Genomic DNA, 17,627 nt, shown 5'->3' with positions numbered 1-17,627 from the left:
ATTAATAATAAATTGAAATTACTCAAACGTTGTGGATTTGGCTTTAGGAATTTCCGCAATTTTGAATTAAGAGCTTTATTGTTCTGGCACTTCCCTAATAATTTAGCACAGTAAGTACGGAAGAACCATAGAACTTAACCTTAGTTAGGTTGGAATGGCAGAAGTTAACCCCACGCAGACAAGTACCGCTAAAATCGTACTCACTCAGGTCTGTTCGACTCAGGTTGGCTTGTTCTAACCTGGCTCCAGCAAAGTTAACTTTCTTCAAAACAGCACCATTCAAGTTAGCTTTGTAGAGGTTTGCGCCACTTAAGTTTGCGCCTCGTAGATTGGCGCGATAAAGCTTGGCTTCGCTTAAATCTGCGCCGCTCAAATTGGCACCCTGCAAGTTACAATCTCGAAAATTTACCCGACGTAAATCAGCACCCTGTAAGTCGATCGCTTGTAATGATGGTTTCTCCTTGTCATTAACTATCCCCTTTTCTTTGGAGGTACTCAAACGCTGATAGTCGATCGCTCGCCTTTCATTCCAGGCGGACACTCCTAATGCTAAAAGTTTCAGACAATCGGCAGAAGATAGTTGGGACATAAGGGTGCTGTTAGAGTATTTCTGTTACCTAGACAAAAGTCTAACTGCTTCTCCAAAGGGAAACTGTTTTAAGTCTAATCCACCCGGAGTCACCACCCACAACACAGGAAGTTCAGGTATATCGGTGGGAAAACTGCCGTAACCATCTGTAAGATACACACAAATACCTGTTTGGTACTCAAACTGCTGTCGATTCTTCACCTGCTGAAAAAAGGGGATAAAAGAGGTGCCACCACCACCGAGAGGTTTAGGTATGGCGCTGTCTGAATCCAGTTTATACGGGCCGTAAGCATCGGCATCGGCGTAGTAGAGTTCTCCTACTAGATGGGGATAAGATTGGAGGATTCCCCGCACTTCGCCTAGAAATAAGCGCAACTCTCGATCGCCCACAGAACCACTAGTATCAACAGCAATATAAACTTTAACGGACTCTCCCTCTAATGCCTCTAGATAAAGTTTTCGACCGATGAAACGGCGATCGAATCCAGTAAAATCTGTAGGCGTTCTGACAAGATAGCGCCAAAGATAGGTACGCCAATCAATTTGGGGTTGAGTTAGGTAGCTCAACTCTCGCCCAAAGCCCGCTGGAATGCTTCCCTGATTTTGGCTAGACTGGGCAATGGTTATGGCTTGCTGCATGGCATCACGCCAGTGCGTTTCTAAAGCCGTCTTTCTGTTGCTCCCTAAGCAGTCTCTATTGCTTCCTAAGCAGTCTTCTCCATCATCTGAAGACTCCCATAAGTCTAGAAGCGTTAAAGAATGGGGGCAAGAATGTTTTTGAAGGATTTCATAAATCTCTTCAACGCTGAGGAGTTCTAATTTTGGATCTCGAATGCTGCCTTTGGGAAGCGTCATTCCTTCTTGTTGTGCCACCATGCCATTGACAACAATATCAGCAGCAATATTCCACAACTGATATTCCCGTGCTTGACGACGCACAACATGGAGCAATGCGGCATGGAGGACTTCATGCAATAGTAAGCCATCGAGGTCGGAGCTAGAAAGCGAGCGCACAAATTTCGAGTTAATAAAGATATCCTGCCCATCCGTAGCAGCAATGGGAACTTGTTCTGTAATGCGGATATGGGTAAACAGTGCTAGTGTTGCAAAAAAGGGAGACCTAGTTTGCAAGCGGAGTAAAGAAGCACTAATCCGTTTCTCTAATTCTATTTCTTTACTCATGCTGCCGTTAGCTCTTGAAAATCTTTGAGAAATTTTTGCAGTTCGGGATCTTTTTGGATGAGTATGGCTATTTCCGCTATTTGTTTTTTGCGCCGCATACTACGGAACATATCAACGGCAAACAGTTGTACCCATTCGGCACCAGCAACGTTAGTTAACCAGCGGAAAGCTTCATAAGCTTGGGTGGCATCTGCGGCGCGTACTGCTAGAGCGATCGTAGTGGCATAACGCACAGAAGGTTCTTTAGGAAAGTCAATTGATTTACCTTCACCCGTCAAAATCTGGGCGATATTGGGCAAGTTTGCATAGAGTTTCAAAAAGGCAGCAAACTCAGCTGCTGCTCCTTTGCCGATCGCGGGAGCAACATCAAGCTTGATTCTATGCAACTGACTTGCCATCATCCAAGAACGGGGCGAACACCAAGCAACTTCTTGGGGATCGGGCTTGTGCAAAAGCGTGCTACGAAAAGACAAAAATGCCAGAATTTGCTCGTGGATGCCATTTTCTAAGGCGTAGCTCTTAAAGCTGTCAAAATCAGACTCTACCTCCAGATGAAGAAATCGATTTGCTAAGGGTGCAGGCATTTCAAAAACGGCGGCGCGGTCTTCCTTACGGTTTCCGGCTGCCCAAACAAACCAACCCGGTGGGACAATATATGAGCCGACACGCCGATCGAGAATTAACTGTTGCGCCACCCCTTGCATTGCAGGTGGAGCCATATTAAGTTCATCAAGGAATAAAATTCCTTGCCCATCGCGTGGCAAAAATTCCGGTGGATACCATTTGGAGATGCCGTCCTCTGCCACTGGTAGCCCGCGCAAGTCAGTAGGTGCCAGCTGAGAAAGCCGAACATCAATGCAAGCGATTTCCTGCTGGTGGGACACTTGAGCCACAATACTGGATTTTCCAATGCCTGGTGGCCCCCAAATCATTGTACTGAGTTTGATATTTTTGCTCACTAAATTTTCAAGGTAGCGTTGCAGTTCTGTTGGGGTCATGATAATTGGATTAAATTTTAGTATAAATATTCAGTATTATAATTGTAGTATGTATTATTACGTTTGTCAAACCAGCAAGTTATTGTTGAACATTAATACTACACAATGTAGTATTAATGGAGAGGATGATATCCCACCTTGGAGAAAAGTAGGCTACCGCAATGAATGACGAACTTGATTGCTCCATGTTTACCCGCTTCACTGATTGGTGTCGCGCCAAAGATAGCCTACCACCAGAAGCGAAGCGTACCGTTGAGGCATTGAAAGAAACGATTGAATTGGGATATTTATTGAATTGGACACCTGGAGAAGTCGAGACAGAAGAGCAGCGTGTAGTTACAGAAAGTATCTTTTTAGCCTGCACAGAATTAGGTCTTAGGGACTACTATGACGAATTTCCCTTGGCGGAGGTATGGAGTTTGATACCTGATGAAGTCAGGACAGAACTAGAAATTGAGATTACAGAAAGCATCCTTTTAGCTAGTACAAAATTAGATCTTAGCGACATTTGCGGGTATTCCTTTCAGCTTACCGATCTGCGCCCATTGGCATCGTTCACCCATCTAACGAGCCTGGATCTGAGGGGCGCTTTTAAGGATCAGGATCGCAGCAAATTGTCCGACATTAGTATTCTTTCAACCTTCACAAATCTCACTGAACTCAATTTGAGCAGTAACAGCATTACCGATCTCAGTCCTTTGTCCACCTTGACTGAGTTGAGGGAGTTAAATCTCTCACGAAATTTCATCACCGATCTAACGCCTCTCAAAGCTTTGAAGAATTTGACCGTGCTTAGTCTTTCTGGCGATTTCGGCGATCGCGCTTATCGACTAACAGAATCAATCGATTTGAGCCCTTTGCTTGCCTTGACTCAATTGAAAGACCTCGATCTGTCGAGCAATGAGATTAGCGATCGCTCCTTAGAAACGATCGCCCAACTTACCACACTGGAAAGGCTATGGATTAGCTACAACCGAATTACTGACATCAGCCCTCTGGCAACCTTGCAGAACTTGAAATACTTAAGTATTCATGACAACGACATTACTGATTTAAGTACCTTAGAGCGCCTTCCCTGTTTGGACAAGCAGCAGTATAAGCCAGAGCCTCAACTCACGATCCGACAGCCTGCGGATTTAGAGCGGTTAGCCACCTTAACTAATTTGAACTCCTTAAAACTTGCGATCGACTATTCAGTTAAGAATGAACCCTGGCTCGATTTAACGCCTCTGAGTCGGCTGACTCGGTTGACTCGTCTGGATCTGCGTGGCTATGAAATTGGCGATTTAAGTCCGCTACAAACGCTAACTCGTTTGACTCGGCTGGAACTGGATGGCTGTGGAATTAATGATTTGACTCCGTTGCAAACGCTAACCGAGTTAACCTATCTTCAGATTGGAAGTAAATGTCTCGCAGATTTGAGTCCACTGAAGTTTCTCATCAATCTGACTGAATTACAAATCTGGGGTCGGGAAACCTCGATTACTGATTTGAGTCCGCTTGCCTCCTTAACGAAACTCACGAAGTTGTATCTTTCAAGTGGATTAATTTCAGATCTGAGTCCGTTGCAAAGGCTAACTGAACTGACTTATATAGATTGTCGAAGTGCAAAAATTACCGATGTTAGTCCCCTAGCATCTCTAACTAAGCTAGAACACTTGAATTTAGTTGGCAATCAAATTACTGACATCAGTCCCTTGCGATCGCTGGTGAATCTGCGCGACTTGTACATCAACAACAATCCGATCGAAGATACCAGTCCTTTACTCTTTTTACCCAAACTGGAGTATTGTTCGGTCAGAATCCAGCGCCTCACCGTTTTTGCCCCAACTCACGACCCCGCTAACCCTCTGACACCACTCCCGATATTGCAACAGCAATATCGGGAGTTGTTAACCCAACCAATAGATCGCTCTCAAGCTACTGCTGCCGTAACATCAATGTATGCAGCGATGGGACTGCCAAGCCCTGAAATTTACTTCTTTGAAAGTCCCTTAGCAGGTGTAGAACGGTACGATCGGGAGCAGAAAACTCAAATTCCTCAAGATGCTTTAGGCGATGCGATCGTGGCGCAGTTGGTGCAGTCTGCCATGCCAGTCGGGTCAGCAGCCTGGAAAGCTGGGTGGCAGATGATGCAGTTCCAACCCGGAGAGGCCATTCGCGCCAGTTTGGGCAGTCAAATTTGGCAAGATGCCGCCCAAACCTATCTATGGCTTTATGTTCATGAATCTAAGCAGATGGTGGCTTGTGGGTCAGATTTTGATGCCATCAAAGGACGGGCGTACCTGACTCCAGAAGATCTGGTTGAGTTAATCAGTGTCAGCCAGATGTATGTAGAGCAAGAAGCGTCTCACTATGCTGCTCAAGAAGCGATGCAACAACTACTAGCAACTTGTGGCTGGATTATTCCTTACGAAAAAGTCTGCATAGTTTGCGATCGCCCCCGCCATGTTCGCTTGGATGAGGAGAATCAACTTCATGGGATTAACGAACCTGCGATTGAGTTTGCCGACGGTTGGCACAGTGGCTATTACCAGCATGGGCAACAGTTACCGCCTGAAGCGATTGCCATTATCAAAGGCTGGCGTTTGCTTGAAGAACATAACTACAGCACGGCTTTGTCCCATTGCCAGGACTGTATTGCAAAATTCTCCAAGCAATCTGGGTTTTTCACGATTCGCGGTGTTGCTCTGATGAAACTAGGATCGCTTGAGTCGGCAATGGCAGCCTTCGATGAAGCCATTCAATTGGAGCGAAACGACGCGAATGCTTGGTATAACCGCGCTTGTTTGCGTGTTGATTTAGCTGACAGTTTGTTGTCTGATACTGATACTAGTGGCAAAATCTCAACTGAGGAGTTATTACGATTGATTCAAGAAAGTTAGTTTTTCTGGGTTGATGTGGTAAAAAATATGAAATTATCCGATTTGTCCGATGAGACTTTGAATAAGATTAAATCCCGGCGCTGGGACAGAATTATTGAGAAGCATGAAGGCCCAGAAGACTGGAAATGGGTATTGGAATATGAAAACCCTGAATTCTTGGAAATTGAGGGGCGTTGGGTACTTTTACCAGTAGCAGGCGAACAGCATTCAAACATTACTATTTTACGCACAATTTGGAGTGCAGATGGTAATTCGCTAACGCTGTTTTTGAAGGATACAACATTTGGTGATGGGAAATTTTTAGCTGGATTTATGGCTGTATGCGATCGACTTAAAGGAGAGGAATTTTTTCTAGCAATTTTGTATCATGAATGGTTCATAATTAAACCCGAATGAGTTTTGGCTTCATGAACTAATTAAGGATTTAACAACTTTCTGGGCTACTTGCTTTTCCGGTGGTATTAGCGATATTGTATTATATGTACTACAATAGTAAAAATGGGAATACAGGAGCAATGCCAGCTTGAAACAGATAACCAACTACAACTTAATCTTGCCAGTAGGTACGCAGGTAGTGACTCGTGTGGAAGTCAAAACTTCTAATTGTGAGGTTTCCTGTTTACGAGGAGCAGTAGGTGAAATTGTGCGCTCGCCAACAGATAATTCGCATACTTATCAAATTCAATTGCCGACAGGAGTGCAGGTTAATTTGCGGCGACATGAATTTAGTATTCGCAAACATTATCAACGGGAAGGATTGGAGCAATCCCATCTGTTAGCTGATTATAATTTATATGATTCAGTGATTTATCGTTGTGTCGTCGGTTCTAGAGCTTATGGATTAGAGAATGAGGATTCAGATGTCGATCGCAGAGGGATTTATCTACCACCAGCAGATTTACATTGGTCGCTTTATGGAGTTCCAGAACAATTGGAAAATAATGCTACCCAAGAGTGCTATTGGGAGTTGCAAAAGTTTATTGTTTTGGCATTAAAAGCAAATCCTAATGTATTGGAATGTCTGTATACACCCTTAGTAGAAACAGCGACACCATTAGCTAAAGAGTTGTTAGAACTACGTCATATTTTCCTCTCACAATTGGTGTATCAAACCTACAATAGCTATGTGTTATCTCAGTTTAAAAAGATGGAGCAAGATTTGCGAAATCAAGGTGAAGTTCGCTCCAAACACGCCATGCACTTAATCCGGTTATTATTATCAGGGATTACGATTTTAGAAGCTGGGTTTGTGCCAGTGCGAGTAGAAGAATATCGGACTAAATTATTGGCGATTCGTAATCAAGGAATGAGTTGGGAAGAAGTAAATGAATGGCGATTGAGTTTGCATCAAAAGTTCGATTCTGCTTTTGCTAATACTTCGTTACCTGAAAGACCAAATTACGAAAAAGCGAATGCTTTTTTACTGCGGGCTCGTCGTTTCATGGTTAGTAATGAGATGAAAGATGGATAATCAAGATGAAAGAAGAATATCGGGAATTTATTGCTCAATTCCTTTAATTGGTGTTTATGGTTATGGATACGATTAATACTCAACTTTTATTGATCGTTCAAAATCAACCTTACCCCCTATTGTTTGCAACAATTAGTGGTTCGCATTTGTATGGTTTTCCTTCTGCTGATTCTGATTACGATTTGCGGGGAGTACATATTTTACCGCTTCCAGATGTAATTGGATTGATTGAAGGGGAGGAAACAATTGAATGCTCGCAAATCCAAAATGGTTTACAACTGGATTTAGTAACTCATGATATCAAGAAGTTTTTTGGGTTATTACTTAAGAAAAATGGTTATGTTTTAGAGCAACTTTACTCGCCGCTAGTTGTGTATACTACGCCGGAATATGAAGAGTTAAAGCAAATTGCTCGAGGTTGTATTACACGGTTTCATGCTCATCATTATCAAGGTTTTGCTCAGACGCAGTGGCAATTATTCCAGAAAGAGCAACCCCCACGAGTGAAGCCGTTGCTTTATTTTTATCGAGTTTTATTAACGGGAATTTATTTGATGCAAACGGGAGAAGTTCAAGCGAATTTAGTAACTTTGAATCAGCATCTTCAGTTAACACAAATTCCTGATTTGATTGCTTGTAAATTAGCTGGTGCAGAGAAATCTGCTCTCACGGATAGTGATTTGGCGTTTCATGAACAAGAGTATCAGCGGTTGTTTCAGGAATTAGAACAAGCAAGTAACAACAGCCATTTGCCTGATACACCTTCTGCAAAAGATGCTTTACATCAGTTGTTGGTAAGAGTACGGTTAGCAATTTAATAATTTTAAATTGATCTGAACTATGTATGATGTTCAAATTGAATTGATCCACCAGTTATTTTTGGAAGCAGACAAGATCGATCTGCCACTGTGGTTGCAGGGTGGTTGGGCGATCGATGCTAAATTAAATCGAATTACCCGTAAACATGAAGATATTGATATTGTCTATCCGAGCGATCGCACTACAGATTTCCTAACATTACTACATTCTCTTGGTGGCGCAATTACTGAACAAACGAATTATGGTTTTTTAGCACAGATGCAGGGGGTTCTCCTAGACTGCGAACCGTGCATTCGGGTTGGAGAAAGTTACGAGTTAGAAGACTTACCACCAGGAACTTGTCCGTTAGAACCTACGGGAAGTCTTGGTGGTAAACTGCTTCGTTGCACAAGTTGGGAAGCCATACTTTGGGATTATTTTTACTACATTGAAGAAGTTCCACAAAGTCAATGGCGAGCGAAAGACTTTTCTAGTTTTGCTCTTGCCAAAGAGTCGTTTGGGGAAAGTGCAACACAAGAGTTACATGAGCAATTCAAACGACAGTATACAGTTGAATAACGTTATTGGTAATCTCATCTGTATCCGGTCGTATCAGCAGGTTTACCCATCTCTGTTATCTCCTGGATGTAGCGCCAAGCATCCGGTTGCGAACCATCGAGATCTGTAAACCCGTAAACCTTGGCAAGTTGACCACTGGAGAGAGATTGACCGTTCCAGCGAGTCACATCTGGATCGCTAGCTAAATGGGCAACAGCACGCCCAACATAACGTGGGGTTTCAGAAATGATAAAATGCGGTTCTGTAGCTGTGGCATCCTGCCAATTGGCTTCACTCACGCCAAAACTATCGAGCATCATTTCTGAGCGTAACCAGCCTGGAGTCAGGCACACAGCCGTACAGTGATGGGGTTGGAGCTCTTGTGCTAATGCCCACGCCATGCGAATGATGGAATTCTTTGCCAGATCGTAGATCAATGCTTGCCGATAGTGTCGATTATTATAATCAGCGGTTCCATCGGTGAGTTCAACGACTAATCCTCCAGGTTTTTGAATCAGCAATGGAAGGGCAAAGTGGCTGGTGATTAGATGAGTGTCGATCGCTAATCGTAACAAGCGTAGCCCCCGCTCCAAATCAACTTCCCAAATGGGTTTATCAAACTCTGCAAAATGTTCTGCACCAATATCATTAATCAAAATATCTAACTGTCCTTGCTCTCGCTCCACACGAGCAACGAGCGAGAGCACCTGTTCTGGATCTAAATGATCCACTTGTACTGCAATTCCCTTTCCGCCTGCTTGATTGACTAATTCCGCTGTTTTTTCAATGGTTTCCGGGCGATTGTATTCCGAGCGCTCAGTAGATGTGGTGCGTCCTGTCACGTAAACGGTTGCTCCGGCTGCACCCAGTTCTACCGCAATGCCTCGACCTGCGCCGCGAGTTCCTCCGGCAACGATCGCAATCTTATCCTTTAATGGTTGCATAATTGCCTCCCAAAATCATTCTAAATAGGGATAAATCGAGAGTTAATTCCTAATTCATCTATTTGTTATATTCCAACAGTAGTTCCGATTAGACTTCTTTTATTAATGCAGTCTATAAACTCTTGGTGTCATTCCGGTAAGCTGACGAAATTGTTTACTCAAATGACTATGACTATTAAACCCACACATTAAGGCAATGTCTGTAATTGAACGATTAGTTTGTTTTAATAATTGCTTTGCCCGTTCGATTCTTTGTTGCAGTAAATATTGATAAGGAGTCGTGCCGAGCGCTAACTTAAATTGATGGCTAAAATGAAATTGACTCATCCCCAGTAAAGCCGCTAAATCAGCAAGTGTAATTTCTTGATGCAGATGTTCATTAATGTAATCTAAAACTGGCAAAACTTGACGCTGTGTTAATCCCCCTTGATAAATCGTCACTACAGGTTTATCTACTGCGTAATTTCTGAGTAAATGCACCGCCAAAACATTTGCCAAAGATTCAATATAAAGTTTGTTCCCTGTATTTCCCTGTTTTAATTCTGTTAGTAACATCATACCGATCGCTTCCAGTTGTGGATCGCGAGTTTTAAATTCAGGAAGTAGTTCCAACCGATCTGGATTCATGGACAATGCAAGTTGTGCAACTTGTTGAATAAATCGAGAAGTAATGCGAATTTGCAAATAATTATCTTCTGCATCCCAACGGGCGAAAAATGGCACTTGAGCAGGTGTAATCGAAATATCTCCTTTCCCGTAAAGTCCGGTATAAGTTTTACCTCCCCGGATTTGCAACAAGCGCACTGGACGAGGTGCTAAAGACAGACAAATTGTGTGTTCATTACTGTAATGACAACTTCCTTCTCCAGGCGGATGTTGAAATTGTTCAACCAATATGTTTTCCCAACCTTGCGCTTCACTTGACAAGATAGGTAAGTTCAGAGTTTCAACTTGATGGGTAGTGGGATTTTTCATCATGCTTTTCTGGAGAGCATCTTGTTTTGATTGTATTCACTTTCGGATTGTAGGTAACAAAAAGCCGGAAAACTGAGCGCAAGATTTTGATAGTTGCACAAGAATCAGATAGTTTCATCCCTTGAACTTCCCTAAGCTGAAAGGGTAATTGATTCAAGGGGGAACTATGGCTCATCTATTGCACATTGATTCTAGTCCGCGTGGTCAAAGGTCGCACTCTCGCCGCCTCAGTAGAGAATTTGTGGAACAATGGAAACAAACTCATCCTGGTGATATTGTTACCTACCGAGATGTTGGGCGCAATCCGGTTCCTCATGTCGATGAACCTTGGATTGCAGCGGCATTTACTCCACCCGAACAACGTACACCCGAATTGTGGGAAGCTATTAGGATTAGCGATCGCTTAGTAGACGAATTCCTAGCAGCTGATATCTACGTTATTGGCGTTCCCATGTACAATTTCAGCGTTCCTAGTACCTTTAAAGCTTACATAGATCAAATTGTACGACTCGGACGAACTTTTGCCTTTGAACCAGATGATTCTGCACATCCTTATAAACCGCTGGTGCAAGGTAAGAAAATGTATATCATTGAAGCACGAGGAGATTCCGGTTTTCAACCTGGTGGACGCTACGAAAAAATGAATCATCATGACCCTTATCTTGTTACCGTTTTTGGATTTATTGGAATTACAGATATCACCTTTGTTCATGTAGAAAATGATGAGTATGGGGGACAAAAATTAGCCGATTCGATCGCTGAAGCTCGGACTCAAATTGTGCAATTAGTTGGAGGATAAGCCGATGTTTGCATTAAAGCTGTTCTCAGCGATCGGTTGCGGATTAATTGCTGGAGTTTTCTTTGCCTTTTCAACTTTTGTCATGAATGCCTTGAGCCGACTTGGGCCCCTCAAAGATTGGACATTTTGGAATCATATTCGGACAGTTGCAGCACTTGTGGCAGCAGTATTGTTGACTTTTGCTTTGTGCGATCGATCTTTAAAACTGTAAGCTTAAAGTAACCCCAATGCTTTGAGACTGCGACGAGTAATTTCTAATCTTTTAGGAGCATCATTAGCACTCGACATGGCAAGGTTTGTAGCAAAGAAATAAACGTTATTATTTTGCTGCAAATAACCGACAAACCAGCCAATGTTCGGGTTAACACTATTAGCCCAACCTGTTTTCCCCCTTAAAGTATATGTTGGTGTGCGCTCGACAATCATGATATCTTTGACTAAATCCAAAGTGCGTTCTGAAAAGGGAAGATTGTTACCTTCCAATTGTTGCAGAAATTCGATTTCTTGTTTTGGTGTAATTTGCAAAGGGCCTTCTAACCAAAAGCGATCGATCTTTTCTTCTATCCCAATTTGGCGATTACCATATCCTACTCTATCAATAAATTGCAGCATTCGCTGATCACCAATTTTCCGAGCTAAAATTTGGTAAAACCAAACAGTTGAATCCTTAAATGCTTGGCGCAAATTTGTATCTCGATTCCAAGCTGGTATTTCACGTTTAATTCCATCCCAGGTTAAAACTGCAACATCATCTGGAATTACACCAGTTTCTAGTGACACCAGTGCATTGAAGATTTTAAATGTGGAAGCGGGGAGAAAAGGTGTTGTATTCCGAGATGGGTTGTGTTCGTAGAAACGGGCATTATTTTTGTCATAAATTAAGATTGAACCATCAACACCTAAATCTCGAAATGATTGTCCCAAATCAATCTGTTGAGCTATCTTTAAATCTGATGAGGCTGAATGTATCGGCATTCTGTATCCACTGACGATTAGTAGAACAAAGCAGACTAAAATCACCATTAAATTTCTCAGCAAACTTTTCGAGAATTGTTGCCGAAATTTACGAATGATTGACCCCATAAATCATCTCCTCACCAAAATATCCGCAAGAACCTGTGGTAATACAAACTGAACCACGAGCGTTTCGGAAAATCTGCCCCCATAACCCGATCGCTCCCAGATGGTTCTAATTTCTTGCCCTCTCCACCTCAATTAGTACTTGACATTTCCCACTAGTACATTTAACCTAGTGGTTAATTAACTGCGCGGTTAAATACAATTCTCATTCCAAAATGTCCACCGATCGATTAAGCGTCACCCTAGCTGCCCTTGCAGATCCGACGCGGCGTGCCATCCTCGCTCAACTCAGACAAGGCGAAGCATCAGTCACAGAGTTAGCCCAGCCTTTCGGAATGAGCCTACCCGCCATTTCCAAACATCTCAAGGTGCTAGAGCGTGCTGGATTGATCGTCAAAAGTCGAGAAGCGCAATGGCGACCCTGCCAAATCAAAGCTGAACCGCTCAAGGAGGTAGCAGACTGGCTGGAGCAATATCGCCAATTTTGGGAGGAGAGTTTCGATCGCTTGGACGACTATCTACAACAACTACAAGCCGAAGAAAATCAACAAGATACTGAGAATTAGCCTGCAATCGCTACATTTACAGGAGAAATACAATGTTGAAACCACAGGGTTACAGTCAAACAGGGTCCGATCGCGAAATCATCATCACTCGCATCTTCAACGCACCAAGAGAACTGGTGTTTCAAGCATGGACTCAAGCAGAACATATCGAGCAATGGTGGGGTCCCAAAGGCTTTACCACTCGTGTCACGGAACTAGACTTGCGTCTGGGTGGTCGATCGCGCTATGTCATGATTAGCCCAGATGGTACAGAGTATCCAGTTAAAGGAGTTTTTCGTGAAGTCTTGCCACCAGAACGCATTGTTAGCACTGATGAATTTGATGAAGGTTTCGAGCAGGTGAGCAACTTTGACTTACCACAGGGAATTGTGATTACAGTATTATTTGAAGATCTCAACGGCAAGACTAAACTCACCCTTGAAATTGTGCATGAGTCGGCACAAGAACGCCGCAAGCATGAAGAAATGGGTGTTGTTGCTGGATGGAATTCTACCTTCGATTGCCTTGAGGAGTTTCTGGCAAAGCAAGTTGAAGATCGACACTGAACCGTCTCGAAGAACTCCTGCAATCAGTAACATGATAGTGTTGGGCTGATTGGGAAAAGAATGCCTGGAAACCAAGAGTTTTTCGACAACCCAGAAGTGTTAGCTAGGTATCTTGCACATCGCGATCGACCTGATAACCCCAATGATACGCTCGAACGTCCAATATTTTTGGGACTAGCAGGAAATCTCAGCAATCTAGACATTGTTGACCTGGGATGTGGGAATGCTGACTTTGGTAAACAAGCTCTGCTTCAAGGGGCGCACTCTTACACAGGTATCGAAGTTTCTAGGGCAATGGTTAATCTTGCCCTAGAAACACTAGCAAACACATCAGGAAAAGTACATCACCAAAGTATAGAAACATGGAAAGCGCAGAGCGAACAAGCTGATTTGGTATCGTCGCGGTTAGCTTTGAACTACGTTGAACACCTCAAACCCGTGTTTCAACAAATGTATCAGGCACTTCGTCCGGGTGGGCGATTAGTTATCTCGGTAGAGCATCCTGCAATTACCTCTAACTTTGCCAGTTTAGCCGAAGGTCGCCGTACTAACTGGTTAATAGATAATTATTTTCGACCGGGTGCTAGAGTACACACTTGGCTGGGACAGGAAATTACCAAGTATCACCGTACTTTAGAAGAGTATTTTGATTTGGTAATAGACACTGGTTTTGAGCTAGTGCGTATCCGAGAATCACGTCCTCAAAAAGACAATTTCTGGAGTGAGTCAGAATATCAGCGACGCTTACGCATTCCGCTATTTCTGTTTATTTCGGCACGTAAACATAAGGCAAATTAATTGCACAATGAAAACTAAAACGAAGTATATCTATCAAATCCAATGGTAGAAGAAAAGCCATGAAGCAAATTGGTACAACAACACCACCACAAATTCTCGACTACTATTCCTGTCCTACGGCAATGACATCTGTTGGCAAGTACGCTGCTTTATTTGATGAGTTGCCATGCGATGTTGGCGAACTAACTCAGATAATTCAAGGTATTGTCATATATGAATATGTGGCATCTGACTTTTACGGCTTCACTATTCCAGATGAGCGCCAGCATGAAACCCATATTCGCCCAGTAGCGCAGATGTTAGATTGTTTAATTGCGATCGACGATCAACCACTTTCGATCGCTCGACCCGTCAATCAACGTCTAATCGGGATTTGTCATCACTTTGCGCTGTTGCTCGTAGCAATGTTACGTGCTAAAGGTATTCCGGCTCGATACCGTTGTGGATTCGGTTCTTATTTCAATCCGCCTTACTTTGAAGAGCACGTTGTCTGCGAGTATTGGAATGCTGCACAAGCAAGTTGGGCGATCGTCGATCCTCAATTTGATGCAGTTTGGCGAGAAAAATTGAAAATTGCCCATGATGTCCTGAATGTGCCGCGCGATCGCTTCATCATTGCAGGTGATGCCTGGATAAAATGCCGCACTGGTGTTTCCGATCCATCCAAGTTTGGTATTTTTAAAGGTGAGTTGCGTGGACTTTGGTTTATTGCTGGGGAAATAATTCGCGATCTGGCTGCACTCAACAAAATGGAAATGCTGCCTTGGGATATTTGGGGAGCTATTCCCCGTTCTAACGAACCGCTCAGTGATGAGCAACTGATGTTCTTTGATCGACTTGCCGCACTCACGCGATCGCCTGATACCTCATTTTCAGAACTGCTTTCGCTTTATGAAAATGACGATCATCTGCGCGTACCTACAACGGTCTTCAATGGCGTATTGAACACTTTAGAAACGCTTTAACAAATTCATTGTACTTTCTAATCTTTCTTAAGATGGATTTTGTCAGTCAAAAACTTTAGTATATTTGTACTATTGAGAACTAGTGACTTGGCATAACGACTAGCTTTTCGCACTAATCGCATTCCTGAATAATTCACTCAAGGAGTAGATCATGCAACTGAATCCTTACTTGATGTTCAATGGTCAATGTGAAGAAGCTTTTAAGTTTTATGAACAATGTTTGGGTGGAAAAATCACAGATATGATGACTTACGCAGAGTCACCAGAGCCAGCAACCGAAGAAGAGATTCCATCTGATTGGCACAATAAAATTATGCACACTAGCTTAATGATTGGCAACCAAGAGTTGATGGGTTCTGATAGCCCTCCAAAATACCATCAAGAAACAAAAGGTTTTTCCGTAACCATTACTCTTGACGATCCGCTAGAAGCCGATCGCATCTTTCACACTTTGGCAGAAAACGGCAAGGTGCAAATGCCTTTTGAGAAAACTTTTTGGGCTTACCGTTTCGGAATGTTGATCGATCGCTTTGGTATTCCTTGGATGATTAACTGTAATCAAGCTGCATAAGTTCGATCCCTGTTTCCTCTTGTGATCTAAAATGTTTTTTCATTTAGCGATCGCTTCTCCAAAACCAAGTCAGGAATCGAAACAGGGATTGATACGCCAGCACTACATCACTTATTTAACATAGTTAATAAACCTCCGATTGCAATTTTGGTCAGAAATTAATGTCTAACAATTCTATAGAAGTTAGAAGAAAGAAATACTTCCATCTTAGTTCCCAAATTGCTCAATTGGATAATACACAATTGCATTCTCTGTTTGACAATAGTGGGTCGAATGAGTCCACAGGTGGGGCAACGAATCAAGTTATCATTCTTGGTCAATCTCAGGTTTTTGTCAAGCATATCCCAGTTACAAACATTGAGTATGAAAACCTTTTTTCCACTAGAAATTTCTATAACCTGCCGACTAATTATAATTACGGCTGTGGTTCCATTGCTTTAGGGGTTTTCCGCGAACTCATCACCCATATCAAGACAACTAATTGGGTATTGGAGGGAGTAATTGCCACTTTCCCATTGATGTATCATTATCGAATTATTCCCTTGTCTGGGCGACGTATAAATATAGATCTGGATTTGCAGCACTGGGGAAATAATCCCAACGTCAGAAACTATGTGTTAGATAAAGCTCATGCTAATTATGAGTTGGTTTTATTTTTAGAGTATATTCCAAATCTTCTGGAAACATGGCTGCGGGAAAATCTTAATCAACTGGAAAAATCTCTTAATGAGTTATGGAGGACGATCGCCTTTTTAGGAGAAAAGGGAATCATCCATTTTGACGCGCATTTTCGCAACATTCTCACCGATGGTAAGCAAATCTATTTGACTGACTTTGGTTTGGTACTCGACAAGAGTTTTGCCTTAACTAAAGAAGAAGAGTCTTTTTTTGAGCAAAACAGGTTTTACGACTACGGAGAAGTTATGCGGAATCTGGGACACCCAATTCGATGGTTGTATGATTCTTGCTCGGAACTGGAGCAACGCCGAATTAAGGAAAAATATGGCATCAAAGAAGGTTTACCACCTTTTGAATTAAGGTCAATATTACTCGATAATATTGAGCAGATATATGATGACAGGGACATGAATTTAGATCGGTTTTATGTTGCTATTATTGTCAAATACCGTAAAATTATTGCGCTGATGTCTAACTTCTTTTTTGATATGTGCGCCAATAGCCAGAAAGCTCCGAAATTTCCTCACAAAGAACTACAATTGCTACTCAAAGAAACCGGATTCCTTCCTATTCAGGATACAGGAGTTTGAGCTTTGTGTTGCCTAATTTCGAGGAAAGCTTTAAATATATCGGAATGGCTTTTTTATGAACGATCTTCACATTGAGTTGATCCATCAGTTATTTGGAGAAGCAGATAAGATAAATATGCCTCTGTGGTTGCAGGGCGGTTGGGCGATCGATGCTAAATTGAATCGAATTACCCGTGAGCATGAGGATATTGATATTGCCTATCCAGGCGATCGCACTACAGATTTTCTGGCATTGTTATACTCTCTTAACGGCGTGATTACTGAACAAACGAATTATGGTTTTCTAGCCGATATACGTGGTATTCTCTTGGATTGTGAACCCTGTATTCGGATGGGAGAAAATTATGAGTTAGAAAGCTTACCTCCAGGAAGCTGTCCATTAAAACCTACAGGTATTCTTGGTGATAAATTACTTCGTTGCACAAGTTGGGAAGCTATCCTTTGGGATTATTTTTACTACATGGCAGAGGTTCCACAAAATCAATGGCGACCAAAAGACTTTTTAAGTTTTGCTCTCGCTAAAGAGTCGTTTGGTGATAGTGCAACACAACACTTACATGAACAATTCAAACGACAACACACCAGTTGAATGACAATATTGGTAATTTCATCTGGGCAACCACACGCCCAACATC

21 protein-coding genes are annotated in these 17,627 nt (G+C 42.5%); 15 read left to right on the top strand and 6 right to left on the bottom strand.

The genetic code is table 11. The annotated features are described in order from the left end of the window. Window positions 1–114, top strand: coding sequence for a transposase (locus IQ264_RS13205; RefSeq protein WP_413470325.1), 114 nt, complete (start codon window positions 1–3; stop codon window positions 112–114). Here the strand turns inward: IQ264_RS13205 and IQ264_RS13200 are convergent. From IQ264_RS13200 to IQ264_RS13190, 3 genes are read right to left on the bottom strand one after another with little or no spacing between them, the layout of a single operon-like run. Continuing rightward, window positions 95–589: a pentapeptide repeat-containing protein gene (locus IQ264_RS13200; RefSeq protein WP_193981242.1), complete on the bottom strand. Its 495-nt coding sequence runs from the start codon at window positions 587–589 to the stop codon at window positions 95–97. The genes IQ264_RS13205 and IQ264_RS13200 overlap by 20 nt on opposite strands. A 24-nt stretch (window positions 590–613) precedes the next feature. Beyond that, complete coding sequence (locus IQ264_RS13195) at window positions 614–1,771, bottom strand: DUF2201 family putative metallopeptidase (protein WP_193981241.1); 1,158 nt, start codon at window positions 1,769–1,771, stop codon at window positions 614–616. After that, entirely contained in the window at window positions 1,768–2,769 is a 1,002-nt protein-coding gene (locus IQ264_RS13190) for an AAA family ATPase (RefSeq protein WP_193981240.1), read from the bottom strand. The genes IQ264_RS13195 and IQ264_RS13190 overlap by 4 nt, the downstream gene beginning before the upstream one ends. Before the next feature lie 161 nt (window positions 2,770–2,930). Between IQ264_RS13190 and IQ264_RS13185 the strand changes: the two genes are divergently transcribed. The 5 genes from IQ264_RS13185 to IQ264_RS13165 all read left to right on the top strand — a co-directional run bounded on the left by IQ264_RS13185 (window position 2,931) and on the right by IQ264_RS13165 (window position 8,502). Continuing rightward, window positions 2,931–5,654, top strand: a complete 2,724-nt coding sequence (locus tag IQ264_RS13185; protein ID WP_193981239.1) for a leucine-rich repeat domain-containing protein — start codon at window positions 2,931–2,933, stop codon at window positions 5,652–5,654. Window positions 5,655–5,681: 27 nt separating this feature from the next. Continuing rightward, the gene (locus tag IQ264_RS13180; protein WP_193981238.1) at window positions 5,682–6,050 is read left to right on the top strand and encodes a hypothetical protein; all 369 of its coding nucleotides are present in this window, start codon (window positions 5,682–5,684) and stop codon (window positions 6,048–6,050) included. Between the two features lie 127 nt (window positions 6,051–6,177). Next, window positions 6,178–7,125 (top strand): DNA polymerase beta superfamily protein, encoded by a 948-nt coding sequence (locus IQ264_RS13175; RefSeq protein ID WP_193981237.1) that lies wholly within the window; start codon window positions 6,178–6,180, stop codon window positions 7,123–7,125. A gap of 62 nt (window positions 7,126–7,187) precedes the next feature. Then, on the top strand, window positions 7,188–7,943 hold the full coding sequence (locus tag IQ264_RS13170; protein WP_193981236.1) for a DNA polymerase beta superfamily protein: 756 nt from the start codon (window positions 7,188–7,190) through the stop codon (window positions 7,941–7,943). 22 nt (window positions 7,944–7,965) lie between these two features. Then, window positions 7,966–8,502, top strand: coding sequence for a nucleotidyltransferase domain-containing protein (locus IQ264_RS13165; protein ID WP_193981235.1), 537 nt, complete (start codon window positions 7,966–7,968; stop codon window positions 8,500–8,502). Window positions 8,503–8,516: 14 nt separating this feature from the next. On the opposite strand, the gene IQ264_RS13160 is transcribed toward IQ264_RS13165, so the two are convergent. Next, window positions 8,517–9,425, bottom strand: coding sequence for an SDR family oxidoreductase (locus tag IQ264_RS13160; RefSeq protein WP_193981234.1), 909 nt, complete (start codon window positions 9,423–9,425; stop codon window positions 8,517–8,519). Between the two features lie 102 nt (window positions 9,426–9,527). Next, window positions 9,528–10,403: a helix-turn-helix domain-containing protein gene (locus tag IQ264_RS13155; protein ID WP_228061509.1), complete on the bottom strand. Its 876-nt coding sequence runs from the start codon at window positions 10,401–10,403 to the stop codon at window positions 9,528–9,530. Window positions 10,404–10,566: 163 nt separating this feature from the next. Here IQ264_RS13155 and IQ264_RS13150 point away from each other — a divergent pair, with 163 nt between their 5' ends. Next, window positions 10,567–11,199: an FMN-dependent NADH-azoreductase gene (locus IQ264_RS13150; RefSeq protein ID WP_193981233.1), complete on the top strand. Its 633-nt coding sequence runs from the start codon at window positions 10,567–10,569 to the stop codon at window positions 11,197–11,199. A 4-nt stretch (window positions 11,200–11,203) separates the two neighbouring features. Next, on the top strand, window positions 11,204–11,410 hold the full coding sequence (locus IQ264_RS13145) for a hypothetical protein (RefSeq protein WP_193981232.1): 207 nt from the start codon (window positions 11,204–11,206) through the stop codon (window positions 11,408–11,410). A 2-nt stretch (window positions 11,411–11,412) separates the two neighbouring features. On the opposite strand, the gene blaOXA is transcribed toward IQ264_RS13145, so the two are convergent. Next, window positions 11,413–12,282: a class D beta-lactamase gene (blaOXA, locus tag IQ264_RS13140; protein WP_228061508.1), complete on the bottom strand. Its 870-nt coding sequence runs from the start codon at window positions 12,280–12,282 to the stop codon at window positions 11,413–11,415. Between the two features lie 212 nt (window positions 12,283–12,494). On the opposite strand from blaOXA, the gene IQ264_RS13135 reads away from it, so the two are divergent. From IQ264_RS13135 to IQ264_RS13105, 7 genes are all read left to right on the top strand, one after another. After that, a complete protein-coding gene (locus tag IQ264_RS13135) occupies window positions 12,495–12,845 on the top strand; it encodes an ArsR/SmtB family transcription factor (RefSeq protein ID WP_193981231.1) in 351 nt (116 codons plus the stop codon). Window positions 12,846–12,877: 32 nt separating this feature from the next. Next, on the top strand, window positions 12,878–13,390 hold the full coding sequence (locus tag IQ264_RS13130; RefSeq protein WP_193981230.1) for an SRPBCC domain-containing protein: 513 nt from the start codon (window positions 12,878–12,880) through the stop codon (window positions 13,388–13,390). 60 nt (window positions 13,391–13,450) lie between these two features. Then, window positions 13,451–14,188 carry a class I SAM-dependent methyltransferase gene (locus tag IQ264_RS13125; RefSeq protein WP_193981229.1) on the top strand — a complete coding sequence of 246 codons (738 nt, stop codon included), beginning with the start codon at window positions 13,451–13,453 and terminating at the stop codon, window positions 14,186–14,188. Between the two features lie 59 nt (window positions 14,189–14,247). After that, on the top strand, window positions 14,248–15,153 hold the full coding sequence (locus tag IQ264_RS13120; RefSeq protein WP_193981228.1) for a transglutaminase-like domain-containing protein: 906 nt from the start codon (window positions 14,248–14,250) through the stop codon (window positions 15,151–15,153). A 151-nt stretch (window positions 15,154–15,304) separates the two neighbouring features. Next, window positions 15,305–15,724 (top strand): VOC family protein, encoded by a 420-nt coding sequence (locus IQ264_RS13115; RefSeq protein WP_193981227.1) that lies wholly within the window; start codon window positions 15,305–15,307, stop codon window positions 15,722–15,724. Between the two features lie 161 nt (window positions 15,725–15,885). Next, the gene (locus tag IQ264_RS13110; protein ID WP_193981226.1) at window positions 15,886–16,992 is read left to right on the top strand and encodes a hypothetical protein; all 1,107 of its coding nucleotides are present in this window, start codon (window positions 15,886–15,888) and stop codon (window positions 16,990–16,992) included. A 55-nt stretch (window positions 16,993–17,047) separates the two neighbouring features. Next, entirely contained in the window at window positions 17,048–17,581 is a 534-nt protein-coding gene (locus IQ264_RS13105; protein ID WP_193981225.1) for a nucleotidyltransferase domain-containing protein, read from the top strand. Window positions 17,582–17,627: the final 46 nt, after the last annotated feature.

Source organism: [Phormidium] sp. LEGE 05292 (genome assembly GCF_015207735.1).
Lineage (GTDB): Bacteria > Cyanobacteriota > Cyanobacteriia > Cyanobacteriales > Aerosakkonemataceae > Floridanema.
This window is presented reverse-complemented; position numbering and strand designations above follow the sequence as displayed.

Bases quoted from the DNA above. Each gene is read 5' to 3' on its own strand.
- IQ264_RS13180 (WP_193981238.1), top strand. From the start codon at position 5,682: ATGAAATTATCCGATTTGTCCGATGAGACTTTGAATAAGATTAAATCC.
- IQ264_RS13160 (WP_193981234.1), bottom strand. From the start codon at position 9,425: ATGCAACCATTAAAGGATAAGATTGCGATCGTTGCCGGAGGAACTCGC.
- IQ264_RS13150 (WP_193981233.1), top strand. From the start codon at position 10,567: ATGGCTCATCTATTGCACATTGATTCTAGTCCGCGTGGTCAAAGGTCG.
- IQ264_RS13110 (WP_193981226.1), top strand. From the start codon at position 15,886: ATGTCTAACAATTCTATAGAAGTTAGAAGAAAGAAATACTTCCATCTT.
- IQ264_RS13125 (WP_193981229.1), top strand. From the start codon at position 13,451: ATGCCTGGAAACCAAGAGTTTTTCGACAACCCAGAAGTGTTAGCTAGG.
- IQ264_RS13105 (WP_193981225.1), top strand. From the start codon at position 17,048: ATGAACGATCTTCACATTGAGTTGATCCATCAGTTATTTGGAGAAGCA.
- IQ264_RS13120 (WP_193981228.1), top strand. From the start codon at position 14,248: ATGAAGCAAATTGGTACAACAACACCACCACAAATTCTCGACTACTAT.
- blaOXA (WP_228061508.1), bottom strand. From the start codon at position 12,282: ATGGGGTCAATCATTCGTAAATTTCGGCAACAATTCTCGAAAAGTTTG.
- IQ264_RS13115 (WP_193981227.1), top strand. From the start codon at position 15,305: ATGCAACTGAATCCTTACTTGATGTTCAATGGTCAATGTGAAGAAGCT.
- IQ264_RS13130 (WP_193981230.1), top strand. From the start codon at position 12,878: ATGTTGAAACCACAGGGTTACAGTCAAACAGGGTCCGATCGCGAAATC.
- IQ264_RS13170 (WP_193981236.1), top strand. From the start codon at position 7,188: ATGGATACGATTAATACTCAACTTTTATTGATCGTTCAAAATCAACCT.
- IQ264_RS13165 (WP_193981235.1), top strand. From the start codon at position 7,966: ATGTATGATGTTCAAATTGAATTGATCCACCAGTTATTTTTGGAAGCA.
- IQ264_RS13195 (WP_193981241.1), bottom strand. From the start codon at position 1,771: ATGAGTAAAGAAATAGAATTAGAGAAACGGATTAGTGCTTCTTTACTC.
- IQ264_RS13185 (WP_193981239.1), top strand. From the start codon at position 2,931: ATGAATGACGAACTTGATTGCTCCATGTTTACCCGCTTCACTGATTGG.
- IQ264_RS13200 (WP_193981242.1), bottom strand. From the start codon at position 589: ATGTCCCAACTATCTTCTGCCGATTGTCTGAAACTTTTAGCATTAGGA.
- IQ264_RS13190 (WP_193981240.1), bottom strand. From the start codon at position 2,769: ATGACCCCAACAGAACTGCAACGCTACCTTGAAAATTTAGTGAGCAAA.
- IQ264_RS13155 (WP_228061509.1), bottom strand. From the start codon at position 10,403: ATGATGAAAAATCCCACTACCCATCAAGTTGAAACTCTGAACTTACCT.
- IQ264_RS13135 (WP_193981231.1), top strand. From the start codon at position 12,495: ATGTCCACCGATCGATTAAGCGTCACCCTAGCTGCCCTTGCAGATCCG.
- IQ264_RS13145 (WP_193981232.1), top strand. From the start codon at position 11,204: ATGTTTGCATTAAAGCTGTTCTCAGCGATCGGTTGCGGATTAATTGCT.